This is a genomic window from Mumia sp. (genome assembly GCF_028803055.1).
Classification (GTDB): Bacteria; Actinomycetota; Actinomycetes; order Propionibacteriales; family Nocardioidaceae; genus Mumia.
The window spans coordinates 1-18,576 of record NZ_JARBCJ010000051.1 but is presented as its reverse complement, the minus strand read 5'-3'; the positions used below and the strand labels follow the sequence as shown (position 1 = coordinate 18,576).

At 71.8% G+C, this 18,576-nt stretch carries 14 protein-coding genes; 8 read left to right on the top strand and 6 right to left on the bottom strand.

Translation table 11 applies throughout. The annotated features are described in order from the left end of the window. Together PV363_RS07120 and PV363_RS07115 are read right to left on the bottom strand one after the other, a co-directional pair. Positions 1 to 673, bottom strand: a 673-nt coding sequence (locus PV363_RS07120) for a hypothetical protein (protein WP_301022005.1), incomplete at its 3' end; no start/stop codon positions are given. Positions 674 to 736: 63 nt separating this feature from the next. Next, complete coding sequence (locus PV363_RS07115) at positions 737 to 2,146, bottom strand: amidase (RefSeq protein WP_220344524.1); 1,410 nt, start codon at positions 2,144 to 2,146, stop codon at positions 737 to 739. A 171-nt stretch (positions 2,147 to 2,317) separates the two neighbouring features. On the opposite strand from PV363_RS07115, the gene PV363_RS07110 reads away from it, so the two are divergent. Next, positions 2,318 to 3,268, top strand: coding sequence for a cation diffusion facilitator family transporter (locus PV363_RS07110; RefSeq protein WP_301022004.1), 951 nt, complete (start codon positions 2,318 to 2,320; stop codon positions 3,266 to 3,268). Here the strand turns inward: PV363_RS07110 and PV363_RS07105 are convergent. Together PV363_RS07105 and PV363_RS07100 are read right to left on the bottom strand one after the other, a co-directional pair. Beyond that, complete coding sequence (locus tag PV363_RS07105) at positions 3,265 to 4,473, bottom strand: PQQ-dependent sugar dehydrogenase (protein WP_301022003.1); 1,209 nt, start codon at positions 4,471 to 4,473, stop codon at positions 3,265 to 3,267. The two genes, PV363_RS07110 and PV363_RS07105, sit on opposite strands and share 4 nt — an antisense overlap. A 63-nt stretch (positions 4,474 to 4,536) precedes the next feature. Further along, complete coding sequence (locus PV363_RS07100; RefSeq protein ID WP_220344530.1) at positions 4,537 to 5,223, bottom strand: bacterial transcriptional activator domain-containing protein; 687 nt, start codon at positions 5,221 to 5,223, stop codon at positions 4,537 to 4,539. 319 nt (positions 5,224 to 5,542) lie between these two features. On the opposite strand from PV363_RS07100, the gene PV363_RS07095 reads away from it, so the two are divergent. From PV363_RS07095 to PV363_RS07070, 6 genes are read left to right on the top strand one after another with little or no spacing between them, the layout of a single operon-like run. Beyond that, positions 5,543 to 7,945 (top strand): hypothetical protein, encoded by a 2,403-nt coding sequence (locus PV363_RS07095; protein ID WP_301022002.1) that lies wholly within the window; start codon positions 5,543 to 5,545, stop codon positions 7,943 to 7,945. Beyond that, entirely contained in the window at positions 7,942 to 9,192 is a 1,251-nt protein-coding gene (locus tag PV363_RS07090; protein WP_220344533.1) for a hypothetical protein, read from the top strand. Before PV363_RS07095 ends, PV363_RS07090 begins: the two co-directional genes overlap by 4 nt. A 25-nt stretch (positions 9,193 to 9,217) precedes the next feature. Next, on the top strand, positions 9,218 to 9,637 hold the full coding sequence (locus PV363_RS07085; protein WP_220344535.1) for a hypothetical protein: 420 nt from the start codon (positions 9,218 to 9,220) through the stop codon (positions 9,635 to 9,637). After that, positions 9,634 to 10,755: a hypothetical protein gene (locus tag PV363_RS07080; protein ID WP_220344538.1), complete on the top strand. Its 1,122-nt coding sequence runs from the start codon at positions 9,634 to 9,636 to the stop codon at positions 10,753 to 10,755. The genes PV363_RS07085 and PV363_RS07080 overlap by 4 nt, the downstream gene beginning before the upstream one ends. A gap of 11 nt (positions 10,756 to 10,766) precedes the next feature. Beyond that, positions 10,767 to 12,854, top strand: coding sequence for a tyrosinase family protein (locus PV363_RS07075; RefSeq protein WP_301022001.1), 2,088 nt, complete (start codon positions 10,767 to 10,769; stop codon positions 12,852 to 12,854). 13 nt (positions 12,855 to 12,867) lie between these two features. Beyond that, complete coding sequence (locus PV363_RS07070; protein ID WP_220365694.1) at positions 12,868 to 13,626, top strand: DUF2182 domain-containing protein; 759 nt, start codon at positions 12,868 to 12,870, stop codon at positions 13,624 to 13,626. Positions 13,627 to 13,643: 17 nt separating this feature from the next. Here PV363_RS07070 and PV363_RS07065 read toward each other — a convergent pair whose 3' ends face one another. Together PV363_RS07065 and PV363_RS07060 are read right to left on the bottom strand one after the other, a co-directional pair. Continuing rightward, entirely contained in the window at positions 13,644 to 13,964 is a 321-nt protein-coding gene (locus PV363_RS07065) for a hypothetical protein (RefSeq protein WP_220344543.1), read from the bottom strand. Between the two features lie 436 nt (positions 13,965 to 14,400). After that, positions 14,401 to 17,274, bottom strand: coding sequence for a LuxR family transcriptional regulator (locus tag PV363_RS07060; protein WP_301022000.1), 2,874 nt, complete (start codon positions 17,272 to 17,274; stop codon positions 14,401 to 14,403). A gap of 72 nt (positions 17,275 to 17,346) precedes the next feature. Between PV363_RS07060 and PV363_RS07055 the strand changes: the two genes are divergently transcribed. Then, positions 17,347 to 18,252: an aminoglycoside phosphotransferase family protein gene (locus PV363_RS07055; protein WP_301022006.1), complete on the top strand. Its 906-nt coding sequence runs from the start codon at positions 17,347 to 17,349 to the stop codon at positions 18,250 to 18,252. The last annotated feature ends 324 nt before the right edge of the window (positions 18,253 to 18,576 follow it).

Sequence of the window (18,576 nt, the reverse complement as noted above, 5' to 3'; positions counted from 1 at the left end):
CGAAGACCCGACCCGGGGGCACGTTGTCGACGACGTGCGTGGCTGAGGTTCCCGCCAGGACGTACGCCGTCCGGGCGGTGCGCAGCTGGTAGGCGACGTCGACACGCGGCTTGACCCGCACCTTCCCGGACCCTGCGCGCACCGCCACCGAGCCGCGCCGTGTCCACGCCGACTCCCCAGAGCGACGCCCCCACAGGGCGGCCGTCCCGGTCACCGCGCGACCGTCACCGGTCGTCCAGCGGGCCGTCAGCGTGGCGGTACGGCCGTCGGTGAGCCTGGCCGGCCCGGACAGGGCGAGTCGAGACGGTGCGGCGGTCCCGGTGAGACCGAACTCGCGAACCGCGGTCCCCTCAACGGTGACGTGACGTACGCGCAGTCGCTGGGCGCCCGGGACGACGGAGACGCCCGCCGCGTACGAGCCGTCTGACGCGGGCCGCGTCGCGGCCAGCCTCTCCCAGGCTCCGTCGTTGCGACCGCGCTCGAGCAGGATCTCGCCGTCCAACCGTGAGGTGGTGCCGCGGATCGTGGCGGTCGTCCCCGCGTACGCGCTCGCCGGCGCCGAGACGGTGAGCTGGGGCGGTGCGGCGGAGGCCGGTGCCGCACCGAGCAGCGAGCCGACGAGGGCGCCGACCAGGACGGTGACGAGGAGGGTGAGCGCGCGAGCTGCTTTCACCATCCCACCGTAGGCCCCGGCAGAGCCGTTGGCTCGTCCGGCGCACGCGGTGGCCGCGGGGTCTCAGGCGTCCTGGATGCGGGCGAAGGGACGCGCTGCCTCGAGCTCGTAGGCGAGCTCCAGCAGCGTCCGTTCGTCACCGTGGTCGGCGGACAGGTGGGACCCGATGGGAAGCCCCGAGCGGGTCTGCCCGAGAGGCAGCGAGATCGCCGGCCCTCCCGCGACGTTGTTGAGCGGTGTGAAGCCGACGTAGGAATACAGACGCGCGAAGAGCCGGTCGAAGTCCAGCGTCGGCGAGAGGTAGCCGAGCTTGGGCGTCGTGTGCGAGAGCACGGGGGAGAGCAGCACGTCGTAGGTCGCGAAGAGCGCGCGGTAGGAGTGCTGGGCGCGGCGAAGGCGGTAGATCGCTCCGGGGAACCGGCGGACACCCTTGCGGAACGCCGCGGCGAGGCCCTGGGTGAGATTGTCCGTCAGCGCCGGGTCGAAGTCGGGTCCGAGGCCACGCTTGCCGGAGACGGTGAGGTACCAGGCGAGGAACCCCCAGTAGAGCGCGAAGTCGTCGGCGAACTGCTGCGTGATCGGGAGCGGCATCTCCTCGACGTGGTGGCCGAGCGACGCCAGGAGCTCGGCGGTCCCGGTGGTTGCGTCGTGGGTCTCGCGGTCGCTGGCCCGCGTCACCGAGTCGTGGATGACGCCGATGCGCAGTCGGGTCGTGCCCGGGCCCTCGACGAGCCGGACCGCAGGCAGGCGCGGGTTGCGGTAGGTGCGCTCGGCGGCCGCGAAGAACCGAGCCGTGTCGCGCACCGACCGCGTGACGACACCCTGCGTCACCACCTTGACCGGCATCGTCTCGTCGAGGCGGTCAGGAGTGATGCGACCACGGGTCGGCTTGAGGCCCACCAGCCCGCACGCCGCCGCCGGGATGCGGATGGATCCGCCGCCGTCGTTCGCGTGAGCGAGGGGGACCGCCCCGGCGGCCACGAGCGCCGCCGAGCCACCGGACGACGCACCGGACGAGTACGCAGGGTTCCACGGGTTGCGCACCGGCGGCCGGGTCATGAACTCGGTGGTCGCGCTGAACCCGAACTCCGGGAGCCGGGACTTCCCGAGGTAGGTCAGGCCCTGGTCGGACCACATCCGTACGAAGTCGCTGTCGGCGCGGGCGAGTCGCGGCGCGTACGCCTCCGAGCCGTTGCCCGTCGGCCAGCCCGCGACGTCGACGTTGTCCTTGACGAAGGTCGGCACTCCACCGAACGCGCCCGCTGCGGCACGGTCGGCCGCGTCGAGCGCTCGGTCGGCGTCGAGGTGCTCGACGGCATCGAGGGCGGACACCGCCTCGACCCGGGCGAGCGCCGCCTCGGCGACCTCGCGCGGCTTGATCTGACGGGTCGCGACGAGCTCGGCGACGCCGGTCGCGTCCAGGTCACCGAGAACGTCGTCACCGAACGCGTGGACGCGAGGTGAGTGCGGCACGGGGGCTCCTGAGGCATGCGTGTGTCCGAGGTCACTGGGAGCGTATCAGTGGGATCCCGCACCGCCGAGGCCTCTGCAGGGCGCGCTGACGTACGGCGGCCACGGTCTCACGGCGGTACGCTGCCAGGCGCGGAACACGCGGGCTCCGGCCCTGGCTCGAGGAGGACGGACGTGTCGGCACACGGGGGCAACAGGGCGATCGTCGCCGCGCTCGCGGCCAACCTGGGGATCGCGGTCACGAAGTTCGTCGCCTTCCTCCTCACCGGTGCCTCGTCCATGCTCGCCGAGTCCGTGCACTCGGTCGCCGACTCCGGCAACCAGGGGCTGCTGCTCCTCGGAGGCAAGCGTGCCCGGCGTCGGGCCGACGAGCGCCATCCGTTCGGGTACGGGCGGGAGCGGTACATCTACGCGTTCATCGTGTCCATCGTGCTGTTCTCCGTCGGTGGTCTCTTCGCGTTGTACGAGGCCTGGCACAAGTGGGAGGACCCGCACCCGATCGACTCCTGGCAGTGGGTGCCGATCGTGGTGCTGCTGGCCGCGATCGGGATGGAGGGGTTCTCCTTCCGCACCGCCATCGTCGAGTCCAACGCCGTCCGCGGGCCCCAGTCGTGGGTCTCGTTCATCCGCAACGCGAAGTCGCCGGAGCTCCCGGTCGTCCTTCTCGAGGACTTCGGCGCCCTGATCGGCCTGGTCCTGGCGCTCTTCGGTGTCGGCATGACCCTGACGACCGACGACGGGCGCTGGGACGCCCTCGGTACGGCCGGCATCGGGGTGCTCCTCGTCTCCATCGCCGTAGTGCTGGCGATCGAGACCAAGTCCCTGCTCCTCGGTGAGTCGGCGAGCCGCAAGGACGTCGACGCCATCAAGGCGGCTGTCGTCGGGGAGGGCGTGCCGTCGGTCATCCACCTGCGTACCCTCCACCTGGGCCCGGAGGAGCTGCTGGTCGCCGCGAAGATCGAGGTCGACACCACGGAGGACGCCGCCGACATCGCCGCGGCCATCGACGGTGCGGAGGCTCGGATCCGCGCCGCCGTCCCGATCGCCCGGGTCATCTACCTCGAGCCGGACCTCCGCAGGTCGGCGTCCACGGCCGCACCCGCCGACCTCGGGCCCGACGCCTAGCCCGGGAGCACGCGCAGGATGCGGTCGGCTCCGTTGCCGTTGGAGGTCGACACGTACAGCGCGCCCCCGGGTGCGACCGTGATCGCCCGCAGCCGGCCGTACCGGCCCTGGAGCGCCACCGACTGGCCACGCAGCCGGCCTCGCTTGTCGAACCGCAGCAGGCGGATCTGCTCGGCCTTCAGCGCCGTCACCGCGAGCACGCGCCCGGCCCGGTTGCCCCAGACCGACCCCCGCAGCCAGGCGGCAGCCGTCGTCGCGAGAGTCGTGCGGCCCGAACGCCACCGTGCGCTGCGCTGCTTGCCCGGGAGCCGGTGATTCGTCATGGGGACGGACTCGTTGTAGCCCGGCACCGGGTTCCACCCGTAGTTGCCCTTGCGGAACAGTGCGTTGACCTCGTCGTCGCGTGAGGAGCCCTGCTCGACCGACCACATGCGGCCCGCACGCCGTGCGAGGCCCTGCACGTTGCGGTGGCCGTAGGTGTAGACCCGGCGCTTCATCGCGTAGCGGGACTTCGCGTACGGGTTCGTCCGCAGACCGCGACCCGTCCGCGCATCGACGCGGAGGACCTTCCCGCCCCCGGACCGGAGCCGTTGCGGGTTGCGCCCGACCACGGCGTCACCGGTCCCGATGAAGAGCGTCCTGCCCGCGCCGAAGGCCAGTGCGCACCCACCGTGGCGTCCGGTGGTGGCGGGGAGCCCTCGCACGATCGTCGTGACCAGGCGGGCACGGGTGCGGGCGGCGTTGAGGCGCCAGCGGGCCACACGGACGTCCGTCGTCGAGCCCGAGCGGTAGCCGTGGCAGGTGTAGAAGGCCCCGGTACGGGCGAAGTCAGGCGCGAGCTCGAGCGCCATGAGCCCGGTCTCCCCGCTCGCCCAGATTCCCCTCGCTCGCCCCACGACGCGCTTGCCGCCGCTGAGGGTGCCGATCGAGATCGTACGGCGGGCGCGCTCGGTGAACAGGAACTGCCGAGAAGAGATGAACGCGATGTCCCAGGGATGGTCGAGGCCACGCAGGACGGTGGTGACGCGCATCGGCGCGGCTCTCAGGGCCGCGGCCGGGGCCGGGGCCGTCGTGGGCCGGGCGGAAGCGGTGCTGGGAGCGATCGGTGGGGCAGCCCCGCTCTCGCGCTCCGCACCCGCCCCGGCTTCGGGGACGAGCAGGGCCGCGGCGGCCAGGCCTGCGATGGCGACGGCGGATCTCCTCATACCTCAGTCTCACTCCGACCGACCGATCGCGCGAGAGGTCGACGGGGCCGTCGTACGCGGCCGTCACGCCCGACGGCGGAGGAAGGGCCGCACCAGCGCGACCAGGTCGTCACCCGGAGCGGCGCCGAGCTCGTGGCGGAGTCGTTGCGCGTACGCACGGTAGCGTCGCGCGGCCTCGAAGCGGTTCCCCTCGGTCACCAGCGCCTGGACGAGGACCGTCACCGCCGACTCGCGCAGCGGCTCCGCACAGACGGCGGCAAGTCCTGCTCCGGTCGCCAACGTGTAGGCGCCTGCCGCCGACGCGGTCCTGCACACCGCCTCGAGAGCCTGGATACGGTGCAGGTGGAACTGGTCCTGCTCGTCCAGCACCCAGGACTCGTACCACCCGGGCAGCAGGTCGTGCTTGAGCATCTCCACCTCCTCCGCTCCCACCTCGACGTCGGCCAGGGCCTGGTCGGCCACGCGGCGCGCCTCGCCCAGGTCGACGCTCGCCGCCAGCTCCAGGTCGGGGCCGTCGGCACGGACCCAGCGGCGGGGGAGCTGCCAGAGGGCACGCCGCACGTTCGCGCGCGCCCTTGCCTCCGTCAGCTCTGGCCAGAGGTCGGTGCCGGTGAGGAGCCGATTCACCCGGGGTCCCTTCACCGCGGCGTAGGCGAGCAGCCGCCGTCCGGCTCCCGAGAGGCGTTCGGGGGGACGTGTCCCGAGCCCTCCGAGGACGCCGACGCGGCGCGATCCGTTCGAGCTGGTCACCGTTTGCTCCTGGTCCCTGGCACGTCCTGAGTAGGCGTCCGGGGGCCACGTGCCGCGGAGTCGAGCGAGGGCCGGGCGACGGCGGCGTGGGTTCGACCTCACGAGCATAGGGGCCCCCGGGCTCGCGCTCGCGGGCATTGTCGCCTGCGCCCGACGACGAGGACGCGCCGCGTACGAAACAGGGACGCAGCACGGACGCGAACCGACCAGGGCGGGGTACGGGGCCTCGTCGCGGCGGGGACGACAGCGAGACCCCGCCGGCTACGGCGGCCCTGCAGGCTGCTGGTTGTCGCGCATCGACAAGCTCCGGGAGGGTCTCATGACCGTGATCGACCAAGCTGCAGGGGAACGCCTCGAGGGAGAGGTCGAGACCCCCTTCGCCGAGGACGCCACCACGCTGGAGACGCTGCCCTCGACCCTCGGCTTCCTCCCGTGGACCGAGGTGACAACGCCGTTCGCCGAGCTGCTCACCGGCGAGGCCGAGGGAGACGGGGAGACGGCAGAGGTCATCGCCGAAGCCTTCGAGAGCATCCACGACGAGCAGTTCGACGAGGCTCTTGCCGAGCTCATCGCGGAGACCGCGGAAGCGGCCGAGACGGGGCTGGTCGCCGAGCAGCCGCAGCAGCTCGCTCTGCAGCGGCAGCAGATCGCCGATGCCCACCTGGCACCGATCGGCTCCGAGGCCGAGCGGTGCGTCCAACGGTTCGCCGACCACCTGCAGAACCTGGACGTCGAGGCGATGGCACCCGACCAGCTCGACGAGCTCCTCGGCCGCTTCGAGGTCGGGGAGCTGGACGTCACTCCAGCGGGCGAGGAGTTCATCGGAGGCCTGATCAAGAAGGCCAAGAGCGTCGTGAAGACGGTGGTCAGCACTGCGGGCAAGATCGGGAAGGCGGCGCTCTCGGTGCTCGGCCCCATCCTCAACAAGCTGAAGGCGCTCGTGCGCCCGCTGCTCCAGCGCGTCCTCGCGATCGCCATCAACAAGCTTCCGGCAGCGCTGCACGAACCCGCTCGCGCTCTCGCGCGGCGCTTCGGGCTGGCCCAGAAGGAGACCGAGGACCTCGTCGAGACCGAGGGTGACGCCGAGGAGGAGTTCCTCGTCTCGTCGTTCGCCCCGACGCCGGTGACCGCGGGAGATCCCGAGAGTCTTGCCGAGTCCTTCGACGCGGCTCTGGCGGAGTCCGTCCTCGGTGGTGAGTCGCTGGAGCAAGGGGAGAGCTTCGGCCACGACCAGGAACGCGGCGCCGCTCCGGCGGCGTCCGACGAGCTCGAGTCGCTGGCAGCGGCTCGCAGCGCGTTCATCGACCGCGTCGCCTCGGCGCGGGAGGGTGAGGACCTCACCCCGGCGATCGACCAGTTCCTCCCCGCGATCCTGCCCGCGCTCAGGCTCGGCGTCCGGCTCGTCGGTCGCCCGAAGGTGGTGGGCTTCCTGTCGGGTTTCCTCGCCAAGCTCATCGGACAGTGGGTCGGGCCGAAGCTCTCCGGCCCCCTGTCGTCGGCGATCGTCGATGTGGGCATGCGTGTGATCGGGCTCGAGCAAGGCCGTCCGGGCGATCTCGAGCAGGAGGCTGCCCCCGCGGCGCTCGCTGCGACGGTCGAGGACACGGTGCGGCGGCTCTCGGAGCAGCCGGCGGCGTTCTTCGAGGACGAGGACCTCCTCCAGGTGGCTCTGTCCGAGGCCTTCGAGGAGGCGGTGGCAGCGAACTTCCCCACCCAGCTCGTACGGCCCGACCTGCAGATCGCGCCGTCGCTCGGCGGGTCGTTCGTCGTCCGGCACGCTCGCACGGCCTACGCCTACAAGAAGTTCTCCCGGGTGCCCGAGATCGAGGTGACCGCTGCGGTCGCCTCGACCGTGACGACATTCGGCGGCGTCACGCTGGCTGCCGCGCTGCGAGCAGCGGGGATCGCCCTGCCGGGACGGTTCCGCGTGCACGTGTACGAGTCAGGTCCGGGGACGACGTTGGTGCGCCTCGCGCGACTCGAGAGGATCGCGGGGTCGGCGTCCGCCCGAGGTGCGCACAGCCAGCTGCATCCGCTGACGATCGCCAACGCGGGGGTGCTGCTGCGCGAGCCGCGGCTCGGTGTCGATGCCCCCGTCCGCTTCCTGGCGTCGCGCCACCGCATCTCCGTGGGCCAGCGCTTCTTCCGTCTCGAGCCTGTGGGCCAGAGCGGCGCTCCCGACGCGACGCCGGGTTCGGCCGCCGAGGCCGTCCGTCCGAGCGACGGCAGGGTCAGGAGCGACGAGTCACGTGGCGACGTCCGCCTGTCGCTGTTCTTCTCCGAGGCCGACGCGCAACGCCTCGCCGCTGCCGTCGCCTCGGGCCGCGGGGGCACGACCCTGCTCCGCGCGCTGCTCCGCTCTGCCTTCGCGACGGCGCGGGGTCCGCGTCGGCGTCGACCCACGGCACCGCGGGGACGGGGCCGAGGGCGTGGGCGAGGGCCGTCGCGTGCGCAGCGGCGGTTGCGTGCGGGCCTGGCCAAGGCGTTGGCCGAGTTCGTCCGGACGCGGGGCAACGAGTTCGTGCGGGCCGCCCAGGACCCGGCTCGCGGAGTCACCGTTCAGGTGCATCTGCGAGGCGTCGCCGGCCCGGCCGACGACGCGGACGCCGGTGAGACGCCCGGGACGGCGCCACAGGCTGCGACCGCCGGCAGCAACGGGACGACGGCGGTGCCCGCGGCGCCCGCCACGGTCACGGTCGTCCCCGGGAGGGTCGAACCGTGAACGAGCACCGCCTGATCGCCGACGAGCTCGAGCGTCAGCTCGGTCACTGGACCGGTGCCGCGCAGTGCTTCGTCGACGCCGAGGAGTTCGCGTCACGGCACGCGTGGGAGTCGCTCGAGCGCTCGATCGGCCTGCCGGTGCGGACCCAGCTGGCGCAGACGGTCGACCAGCTGCTGGAGAACGGCCGGACGACCACGGCGGCGGTCCGGGCCAGTCGCCTGGATCCCGGGCGGCTCGCGGAGGCGCACGCAGCGGTGCAGCAGTTCCGCCGTCGCTACGTCCAGGTGGAGACGACGCTGGACTTCTTCGGACAGGCGGTCAACACCCGCACGAGCACACATCTCCGTACGACGCTGCAGTTCCTCGACTCGGTCGCCTACCAGAGCATCGAGCAGGTCCTGCGGCCGCTCGGCCTCCCTGTTCCCCCAGTGCTCACGTACCTGGGGGAGGGCTTGGGCGCCAGCATCCTCCGGGTGGGGATCCGGCTCTGGGCCCCTGGCGCCGTCAACCCCGTCGCCGCCGTCAAGATCGTGCGGCACAACCTTTATCGTCCCACCTCGCTCTTCCACGAGACGGGGCACCAGGTCGCCCACCTCGCGGGATGGAACGCCGCCCTCGCGGACGCGCTCGGCAAGACCCTCGCCGACGATCCCGCCCTGAAGGCGATGTGGCAGCCGTGGAGCAGCGAGATCGCTGCGGACGTGTACGCGTTCGTCCTGACCGGGTTCGCCTCCGTCGCCGCCCTGCACGACGTGGTCGGCGACGAGCGGACGCTCTTCCGGTGGCCGTTGGGGGATCCGCACCCGATCGGGTGGTTGCGAACCCTGCTGGGCTGCGCGATGTGTCGGCGTGCGTACGGCCCTGGGCCGTGGGACCGGCTCGAGCGGGCGGTCATGACGACCTATCCGGCGAGCCGTGCCGACGCGAGCAGCGTGCCGCTCATCCTGCGTTCGCAGCGTCGCCTGGACGCGATCGCCGCGACCTGCCTCGACACCCCGGTGCCCGGGTTCCGGGACCGGCCGGTCAGTGCGCTGGTCGACCCCCAGCGGGTGTCGCCGTCGGCGCTCGCGGAGCTGGAGCGGAGCGCAGGACCCGCGCTGTGGACCTCGCCGCACTGGCGCGGGACGGAGGGCATCCGGCTGATCGCCCTCGCCGGGCTGCGGGAGGCCGAGAACCCTGAGAGGGCCGGCGAGTGGATCTCGCGGGCGAGGACCTGGATGACCGGACAACGGAGCGTCGCCGCGTGAGCGGCGCCTAGCGGAGGTGGCAGACGTGGCGAAGAAGACGAGCGCGAACCCGACGACCAGGTCGCTGGCGTCGTCGATGGAGACGATCGAGGAGCGCACGGAGGAGCTGCTCGAGGCTGTCGAGGCGATGCAGCACAGCTCGTCGCGGGAGTTCGCCAAGGTGTGGACGACGCTCGGCGGGATCGCCGGGCTCGACGGCCTCGCGGTCGGCCTTGCCGAGATCGCGGAGGTGATGGGACCGCTGCGCAGCATCGTCCCGCCGTCCACCGCCCTCGAGCTCGATCCCGGGGTCGGTGAGGCACTCGCCGTCATCCGGGACTCGCTCGGCGGGGACCGGGACTCCAACTTCCAGCAGCTGGCCACGGACTACGAGCTCCCCGTCTCGTTCATCGGTCAGGCCCGGCCGGTGGTCACCGGCCCGTACTACGAGGAGCAGGTGGCATGATCACGCAGCTCGTCCAGCAGCTCGGCGGCGGTCCCGCCGCGGAGGCCCAGGTCATCACCGCGGACCCGCTCGACCTCGTCTGGCGCATGGAGCAGGTCCTCGACGCGGCCAACCCGTGGGCACCGAACCCGCCCCCGGCCGGCCCCGCGCGCGTCGCGCTCTTCAACCAGGGGGCGTTCGGCGGCGTCGCGATGCCGTCGCAGCCGGCGTGGGACCACCTGATCTATGCCTACGCGATCGAGAACACCCGTGCCGCCCACATCCTGGCGCGTGTCGTGCGTGCGTTCCGTGGTGGCGAAGGGCTCGGCATCCCCTCGGTGTCGACGCAGCGCTGGCTGGACGCGACCGAGACCTTGTTGTTCGGCGCCCACAACCCCGTGGCCGCGTGGCTGTCGACGAGCGCCGTGCGTCCCGACGCCGAAGCCGTACGCCGCAACGCGTACTACCGGATGTTCGGCATGGACCTCGCCCACGGTACCGACGCCAACGCGCCGTACCCGTACGAGAAGGCCGAGGCCTCGAACCGGACGTTCGTCGCGCTGCTCGAGGAGCTGCTGTACGAGCTGTGGCGCGCGATCGAGAACGTGCGGAACCTGGTCGCTGGCAACACCACCGACGACGACCGGATCTATCGGCTCGCCGAGCAGATCGGGTTCATGCTGCGCTCCCGCCGCCAGAACGCGCTGCTGAGCCGCGAGGAGCTCGCGGCGACGACCGCGATGGGATGGGTGGAGCTGACGCTCGGCTCCAACACTCCGGTCGTGGTGGACCTGCGGGCTCAGGCGACGAGCGCGGCCGACCGGCTCCGGGTGATCGGCGAGCGGGTCGGGCTGACACCGCACTCGCGGGCGAACTCGTTCTTCGCGATGGCCCAGGAGCTGTCCCTGGTGCTGCGTGCGCTCGAGGCCGGCTGGGTGACCGACAGCGGCACCGCATGGTTGCTGTATCAGAGCACGGTGCCGCCGGCCCTGCCACCGTTGCCGCCCGGCGCGGTCCCGCTGGGCACCGAGGTGCGTCGCGTGATCACCGAGTGGGCGGCTGCGAGCGGGCGCAACCTCAAGGAACGCCCGACACCGATCCAGGTCGTCGCCGCGCCGCGGCCGCTGACCAAGCGATGACGGGGTGAACCATGCTCGAGGACGAGGTGCCGTGGCAGACCGAGACCGATGCGGGCACGCAGGAGTGGTTCGACGAGAGCCCGTTCCGGACCGAGGGTGGAGCAGAGGCCGTGTCGTCGACCCAGACCGAGTGGGGCGAGACGGAGTGGGGCGAGACCGAGTGGGGAGAAGACCCCACCACGGAGGCCGAGACCTGGGGCGCGCACCGGGGCGCGCCGGGTGACGGGCCGCCGGCAGCCCCGGTCGGGCCGCGGCCGCTCATCCACCGCAGCACCTCGGCCTCGAAGGCGCGCAACCCCGCGGTCGGCTACGCGCAGCACCTCCTCAACCGGTTCCTGGCGGCGTGGCGCTCCGGCACCCCGGGGTGCACCGACACCAGCCAGGCGACGCGTCAGTACATCGCGTCGCTGCAGCCGCAGCTCACGGCGATCGGCCAGGATCCGCTCGTCGTCGACTGCCGGTTCGGGCAGGGGACGGAGCTCGCGACGAAGATGTTCCAGGCGTGTCGCGGCCTGGTCCGTGACGGGGTGATCGGACCGAAGACGTGGCCGGAGCTCGAGAAGCTCGCGCCGGGCCCGGCGCCAGTACCCGGCCCCGCACCTGTGCCCACCCCGACACCTGTGCCCACCCCGACACCCATGCCCACGCCGGGCGTACGAGTCCGTGAAGACGTCTGGACTCTCAGCGCGGCCGACCGGTGGCACCCCACCATCCTCTGGTACGCCCGCGCGATCACCGCGCTCCAGGCCAGGGACGGTACGACGTTCGCCGACCCGCGCTGCTGGCGTCACCTCGCCGAGACGCACGGCACCGACATCGACCGGTCGTCCTGGCCGTCCGGTGCGCGCTGGAACGCCTGTGAGCACGAGAGCTGGCACTTCCTGCCGTGGCACCGCGTCTACCTCCACCACTTCGAGCGGATCGTGCGAGACGAGATCACCCGCCTCGGTGGTCCGCAGGGCTGGGCGCTGCCGTTCTGGAACTACAGCGACCAGTCCCGTTCGGACGTCCGCAGGATCCCCCCGGCATTTCGTGACGCCCGGACGCCCGACAACCAGCCCAACCCGCTGCTCGTGTCCCAGCGTGCACCCGGGATCAACGGAGGGGCAGCGATGGCTGCGGACGCCGTCGAGCTCACCAGCGCCATGGAGACCAACCAGTTCACCGGGCCGTTCTCGCCAGGGTTCGGCGGGCGGTCGGCACCCGTGGGCACCCACGCCGGTGGTCCCGGTTCCGGTGCGCTGGAGGACTCACCCCACGGCGGTGTCCACATGGCCGTCGGTGGTTCGGCGCCCCGAGGACTCATGGCACGTTTCGAGACCGCGGGCCGCGATCCGCTCTTCTGGCTCCACCACGCCAACATCGACCGGCTCTGGGAGGCGTGGCTGCGCCGAGGCAACAACCGCAACCCGACCCGGAACGACTGGCGAGACGCCCGATGGGTGTTCGGGTCCGGCACCACCACCACGACGTTGACCACGGCACAGGTGATCGACCCCCGCCGGCCGCCGTTGGGATACCGGTACGCGGACATGCCCGCTGCCGCCGCCCGCGAAGCGCTCGCCGAACGGTTCGACGAGGTGCCGCAGCCCGTTGCCGAGCAGGAGGAACGGCCGCCGGAGATGGTCGGTGCGTCCAGCGGGCCCGTACAGGTGGGTTCACGACCCTCCTCGGCGCGCGTGGACGTGAACGCCCCGAGGGGTCCGGTCGCGCGGCTGATCGAGGAGTCGGGGGGAGTCCCCCCAGGCTCGCGTGTCTTCCTCCGCCTGGAGAACGTCACCGCGACCCGGCTCGGTGCGGGATCGGTCGTCGTTCACGTGAACGTACCCCCGGGGGCATCGCCGCGAGACTTCCCCGACCGCAAGGCGGGTCTGCTCTCGATGTTCGGGGTGATCGAGTCCTCCACGAAGTCCGACACCCACAGCGGCAGCGGGAAGAACGCCACGTTCGAGATCACCCGGATCGTGAAGGCGCTGGCGGCGGCGGGGCAGTGGGACCCCAAGAAGCTTGACGTCTCGTTCACGCCGATCCCCGACGCCACTGGCAACGTCCCGTCGGGTGACGTCGCGGTCGGCCGGGTCAGCCTCTTCTACGCATGAGCATGGTCCACGCATGAGCGGCGCGACGTTCGTCGTACGGACGCACTGGTACCACCCCGAGTGGTGCGCCGTGGTGCTCGCGGCATCGGCCTGGGTTGTACTTGCGTGGCTCGCGCTCGCCGATCCCGGACGCTTCTTCGGCTCGCCCGAGGTCCACCCGCCGCTGCACGCGATCGGGCATGCGGCGGTGATGGTGGTGGCGATGATGGTGCCGTTCGTCCTTCCGCAGGTCGCCTTCGTCGCCCAGTCCAGCCTCTGGTCGCGGCGCTACCGGGCTGCGGCGGGCTACCTGACCGGCTATCTCGCCGTTTGGACGGCGGTCGCGACCGCGTCTGTCGTCCTCGGCGGCCTGCTCGTCACGTTCGTGGGATGGCGCCCCGCGATCGTGGTGGGCTTCGCGGTCGCCGCCGCGGCGTACGCAGCCCCGTCGCGGCGACGCCTCCTCCGCCAGTGCGCGATGACGATGCCGTTGGCGGTGAGCGGATGGAGGGCGGACCGCGACTGTGTCCGCTACGGCGTCGCGACGGGGCGGCGGTGCGTCGCGACCTGCTGCGTCCTCATGACGGCGGTGATGATCGGCCACGGCCTTGTCGCCATGGCCGTGGCCACTGTGCTGGGGGTGCTCGAGCGGAGGCGCGGCAGCAACGTCCCTCGAGGCGACGGCACGCTCGTCGTCGTCGCCCTGGGCCTTCTGACCCTCGCCCTCTCGTACGGCGTGGGTGGCGGCGACCCGTCGTCGCCGACGGTCCCCCTCGAGCCGCACACGCACTGACTGACGCCGACGCGGAGCTAGCGGAGGCTCTCCGGTGAGAGCTCGGCAGCGAGGACCGACGCCTGGTAGGCGGTCAGCACGACCTCGGGCGAGTCCGGGTGCTCGGGGAAGACGAGGACGAACACCGGCTCGCCGGTCTTCGGGTCGACCCCGCGAAGGCTGAGGAAGACGTCGTCGCCGAACGAGCGGCACGGTGCTCCGACCTCGTGGGGCATCGCGCAGAACCGGACACAGGTCGGATACGGCCACTCGGGACCCGGCGCACTCGGCGGACGGTGCGCGGCCCGCTTGCCGTAGATGACCCCGCTGGCGGCCGTTGTTGCGGGGTCGTCGCTCATACGGACAAGGATGGCGTGCGGCGGCGGCACCGGTCCAGCGAAGTTCACCCGTGAGACGGGGGTCATGCTCTGAGGGATCGGATGCAGAGATCTGAGGGGTGCTCCCCGATGCTCACCGGCGTTCGCGCGTTCGACGGTGGAATCCACATCGCAGGAGGATCCCGTGAACACAGCTCGCCACCCACACCGCAGCATCTTTGCTGTTGCCGCGACCCTCGCCCTGGTGCTCGCCGGTACGCAACCCACGCACGCGAAGCCAGTCCCGGAGGACGGCCCGTACGCCGACGATGCTCCCGCCGCGACGGTCTCACCCTCGCTGGACGACAGCAAATGCGAGATCGAACGTGTCGGAGATCGGCTCGTGCGGTGCGACCACCTGGCCGGAGCCGCTCCGGCACCTCAGACGGTGCCAGAGCAGGGTGCCAGTCGCTGACGGTCAGGGGCCCACCCGGTGCTGGGCCAGCACCGCGAGCTCGACGCGGTTCTTCGCCCCGCTCTTGCGCAAGATGTTCGACACGTGGGAGCTCACCGTCTTCTCGCTGATGACGAGCGCATCAGCGATCTCCGCGTACGTCCGCCCGGCGACCAGGTGCGCCACGATCTCGTTCTCGCGTGGGGTGAGGCCGGGAAGGGCGCCGTCGGCCCACGTCCCGGCGGGCTCGCCCACCACCTCCGCCAACGAGATGTGAGCGCTTGCCGCGAGCCGTTCGAGGGCGTCGATCACGGGGACGGCCCCGAGCCGGCTCGCGAGCACGTGGGCGTCGCGCAGGATCCCGTTGGTCTCACGTCCGTGATCGCCGGAGCGCAGCAGCGCTTCGGCCCAGCGCCATCCCGCGTACGCCTCGTCCCAGCGCAGGTGCGCGCGGCGGGCGCGGACCGTGGTGACACGCCAGAGCAGGGGCGCGTCCGGGCTCGACATCGCGCGTGCGAGCTCGGCACGGTAGAGCACCTGGATCGCTTCGATCTGGGCTGCCACCCACGGCTGCATCTCACCGATGTCCAGGACGATGTGGCGGTGAGTCGCAGCGAGCTCGGTGAGCATGCGCAGCAGGTCGTCGGTGCCCTCCCCGGCGGCTCGACGTCGCTCGATCTGGTCGGCGAGAGCCCGCACCGCCAGCGGGAGCAGGTACTCGATCATGGACGGCGGAAGCGTGTCGAACCCCAGACCCGCGACCGCGTGGGAGTAGGCAGCCTCAGGATCGGCAGCGGCGAGCGCTACCAGCGCCCGGACCGCGTCGAACTCGAGCTCGTAGAAGCTCTGCGTGTCGACAACGAGCTCCTCGGCTCGCGCCAGGTGCGACGCTGCCTCCTCGTGGCGCCCTTGCCCCGCCGCGAGATGGGCGAGCGACAGACGCCCGCCGGCGTCCCACATCGGCTGCAGGCGCGTCGCCATGCAGGAGCGGAGAATCGCCACGCACTCCTCCCACTCGCCGATCCAGAGGCGAGCATCGGCTTCGAGGATGTCGAAGAGCACGATCTCGTGCCGCGGTGCGCCGGAAGCGGCGAGGTGCTCGCGGTCGCGCGCGATCTGCTCGGCGAACCAGGGTGACCAGGCCGAGTCGCCGGCGCAGGTGCGGTACTCCGCACTCCTCGCCGCCGATGGCCAGTCGCCTTCGCGCATGCTTGCGGCAACTGCCTCACCTGCGCAGGCGATCGATGCCGTGGCGTCGTCACCGACGAAGGCCGTCACGGACTTGGCCGTGAGCGCCATGCCGACGGCGGCGCCGATCTCCTGGGCGATCATGACGGCTTCCTCACTGAGCGCGGCGCACTTGGCGGGCTCCCAGTCACCATGCATCGCGCTCCACGCAAGCGTTCGCACCAGCGTGGCCGACGGAGGCTGTGAGCGGGCGAGCGTCTCGGCGGCCTCCAGTGCGTCGTCGTCGACGTACGTCCGGCCCGTCAGGTGGCGGACGCTGGCGCGCCGCACGATCAGGTCGGCCACGGCGAGCGGGTCGGTCGCTGGGTCCACGCACGTCATCAGCTCGTCGACCAGGGCGAGCTCGGCGTCGAGGTCTCCGGACATCTCGGCGGCGGCCCGGGCGCGGTGAAGGAGGCCGAGCCGCGTGTCGTCGCGTCCGTCCGACGAGTCGTGTGTGAGCTCTCGCTCGAGCAGACGATGTGCCTCCGACCAGGCGCCCGCCGACTCGGCGGCCTCTGCCGCACGCAGCGCCCAGGTCCGGGCGTGATCGGTGTCCTGGGCCTGGAAGTAGTGGTCGGCCACCAGAGCGACGCGTGCGGCTTCGGCCGTCTCCTCGTGCAACGGCGGTTGTCGCTCCCACCACTGCGCGAAGGCGCGGTGCCGGGCACGTCGCTCCCGCCCGGGCATCTCTGCCTCCATGGTCTCGGCGAGGAGCGGGTGGTGGATCCAGAACCGCCCAGCTGGAAGTGCGTCGACGACCCCAGCGGCGACGGCCTCGGGCACGATCTCGTCCCACCGGAGATCCGGGGCGACGTCATCAAGCTCGTCGTAGGTCGCCGGATGGCCACCGACGGCGAGGGTCTGGGTCCCGCGTCTCGCCGACGCCGAGAGCGTGGAGGAGGTTCGCAGGAGCGCGTCGTGCAACGATCCCGGCATCGCGGTGGGCAGGTGACGAGCGTCGCTGCGTAGACCGGTCGCTAGGAGGCGGGTGAAGTAGGGGTTCCCACCGGCCCGGGCGTACACCTCGCCGACGAGAGAGCCGTGGGGCGTCTCCCCGAGGAGGCTGGTGAGCTGGTCGAGGGTGGACGCCCGGTCGAGCGGTGCGAGCTCGATCTCCTCGACACGCGGCAGTCGACGCACGTCGGCGAGCCAGCGCGTGAGCGGGTGTTCATCGGTCACCGCCCCGGAACGGACCGTGGCCATGATCGACAACCGACGGCGCTCCGGCCCGGCGACGACGTACTGCAGCACGTCCAGCGACGTCTGGTCTGCCCAGTGGAGGTCGTCGACCACAAGTGCGACGGGGCGTGTCTCCGCGAGCCTGTCGAGCCAGGCATCGATACCCACCAGAGCGTCGGCGGCGTCATGGCCGTTGGGCAGATCGAGGGGCGGGACGTCGTCGGGCAGCTCGCGCACCAGAGACCGGATGGCGAGCAGCGGCACCGTCAGGCTCGACAACGGCAGACCCGCTCCGTACAGGGCGACACCCTCGGTGCGGGCTTCGGTGACAGCACGGACGAGCGATGTCTTGCCCACTCCCGCCTCACCGTGCACGAGCACGGTGCACGCGCGTCCCGCCTCGGTCTCGTCGAGGAGGGCGCTAAGCAGCCTGCGCTCGCGGTCACGAACGACGAGCGCGATCGTGGGGGACGGTACCGACCGGTCCACCCCCGCATGATCGCAAAGGCGGTTCAGCCGGGCCGAGTTCTTGCATCGCACTAGCATCGAGCGGTGCCGCCCATGCCTGCCGCCGAGATCGACGTGACGATACCGCTCGTCCGAGGGCTCCTCGAGGCTCAGCATCCCGATCTCGCCGACCTCCCGATCCGACTCGTCGCGAACGGGTGGGACAACGTGGTGCTGCGGCTCGGTGATGAGCTCGCGCTCCGGGTGCCTCGGCGGGCACTCGCCGCGGACCTCGTCCGCCACGAGCAGGACTGGCTGCCGATCCTCGCGCCGCACCTCCCGGTCCCCGTCCCCGAGCCCGTACGCACCGGGCTGCCGAGCGACGGCACGCGCGGGCCGGAATACCCGTGGGCGTGGAGCATCGTCGCCTGGTTCGACGGACGCATGCTGGGGGAGACTCCGGTGGTCGACCGCCGCACGGTGGCGCGGCCGCTCGCCGACGTCGTGACCGCACTGCACCGACCGGCTCCGGAGGACGCGCCGCGCAACCCGTACCGAGGCGTTCCGCTCGCCGCCCGCGACGAGGGGATGCGGGAGCGCGTCGCAACCGGACACGTGCCGTACGCGGGGGAGCTGCTGAGCCTCTGGGAAACGGCGGTGGCGGCGCCTGTTTGGGAGGGGCCGCCGCTGTGGCTCCACGGCGACCTCCATCCCGCGAACGTGCTCGTCACCGACGGGGGAGACGACCTCGCTCTGTCGGCGGTGATCGACTTCGGCGACATGACGTCCGGTGATCCGGCGACCGACCTCGCGACGGCGTGGCTGACCTTCGACGCACCGGGGCGCGCCGAGTTCCGTGAGCAGGTGTCCCGGGCCGGCTACGCCGACGCCATGACGTGGGAACGCGCACGTGGGTGGGCGGTGCTCTTCGCGGCGGTCCTCATCGCCGCGTCCGACGACGCGCCCGTCCTACGTGCGGTCGGCCAGCACGGGCTGACCCAGCTGCTGGACGAGCGATGAGGCCGCACGTCCGGTCGTCACCGGAGGGTGCGACAATGGAGGCACGGTTCACGGGAACTCGCCTTCCTGTGCCGAGGCCCCGAGCAGAGCTTCCACCTCTTCTCGGGGCCGACTTATGCCGGGGTGTTGGACCTGTCGGCGCCGTGATCGTGACGTCGGCCGGGGGGAGACGTCCTCGTTCGTACGGGGGTCAGGGCGGTCCGAACCCGTTGAAGGTGTGTCCCAGCCATCTGGCGTCGCTGGGGCGGGGCACTGGACCGTGTGGCCGGTGGTCGGGGTCGTCGGCCGTCCCCACCGCCCACGGAAGCGCGTAGAGAGCCGCGG

Excerpts from the sequence above, each read along its gene's own strand:
- PV363_RS07105 (WP_301022003.1), bottom strand. The coding sequence starts at position 4,473 with ATGAGGAGATCCGCCGTCGCCATCGCAGGCCTGGCCGCCGCGGCCCTG.
- PV363_RS07055 (WP_301022006.1), top strand. The coding sequence starts at position 17,347 with ATGCCTGCCGCCGAGATCGACGTGACGATACCGCTCGTCCGAGGGCTC.
- PV363_RS07095 (WP_301022002.1), top strand. The coding sequence starts at position 5,543 with ATGACCGTGATCGACCAAGCTGCAGGGGAACGCCTCGAGGGAGAGGTC.
- PV363_RS07080 (WP_220344538.1), top strand. The coding sequence starts at position 9,634 with ATGATCACGCAGCTCGTCCAGCAGCTCGGCGGCGGTCCCGCCGCGGAG.
- PV363_RS07065 (WP_220344543.1), bottom strand. The coding sequence starts at position 13,964 with ATGAGCGACGACCCCGCAACAACGGCCGCCAGCGGGGTCATCTACGGC.
- PV363_RS07075 (WP_301022001.1), top strand. The coding sequence starts at position 10,767 with ATGCTCGAGGACGAGGTGCCGTGGCAGACCGAGACCGATGCGGGCACG.
- PV363_RS07070 (WP_220365694.1), top strand. The coding sequence starts at position 12,868 with ATGAGCGGCGCGACGTTCGTCGTACGGACGCACTGGTACCACCCCGAG.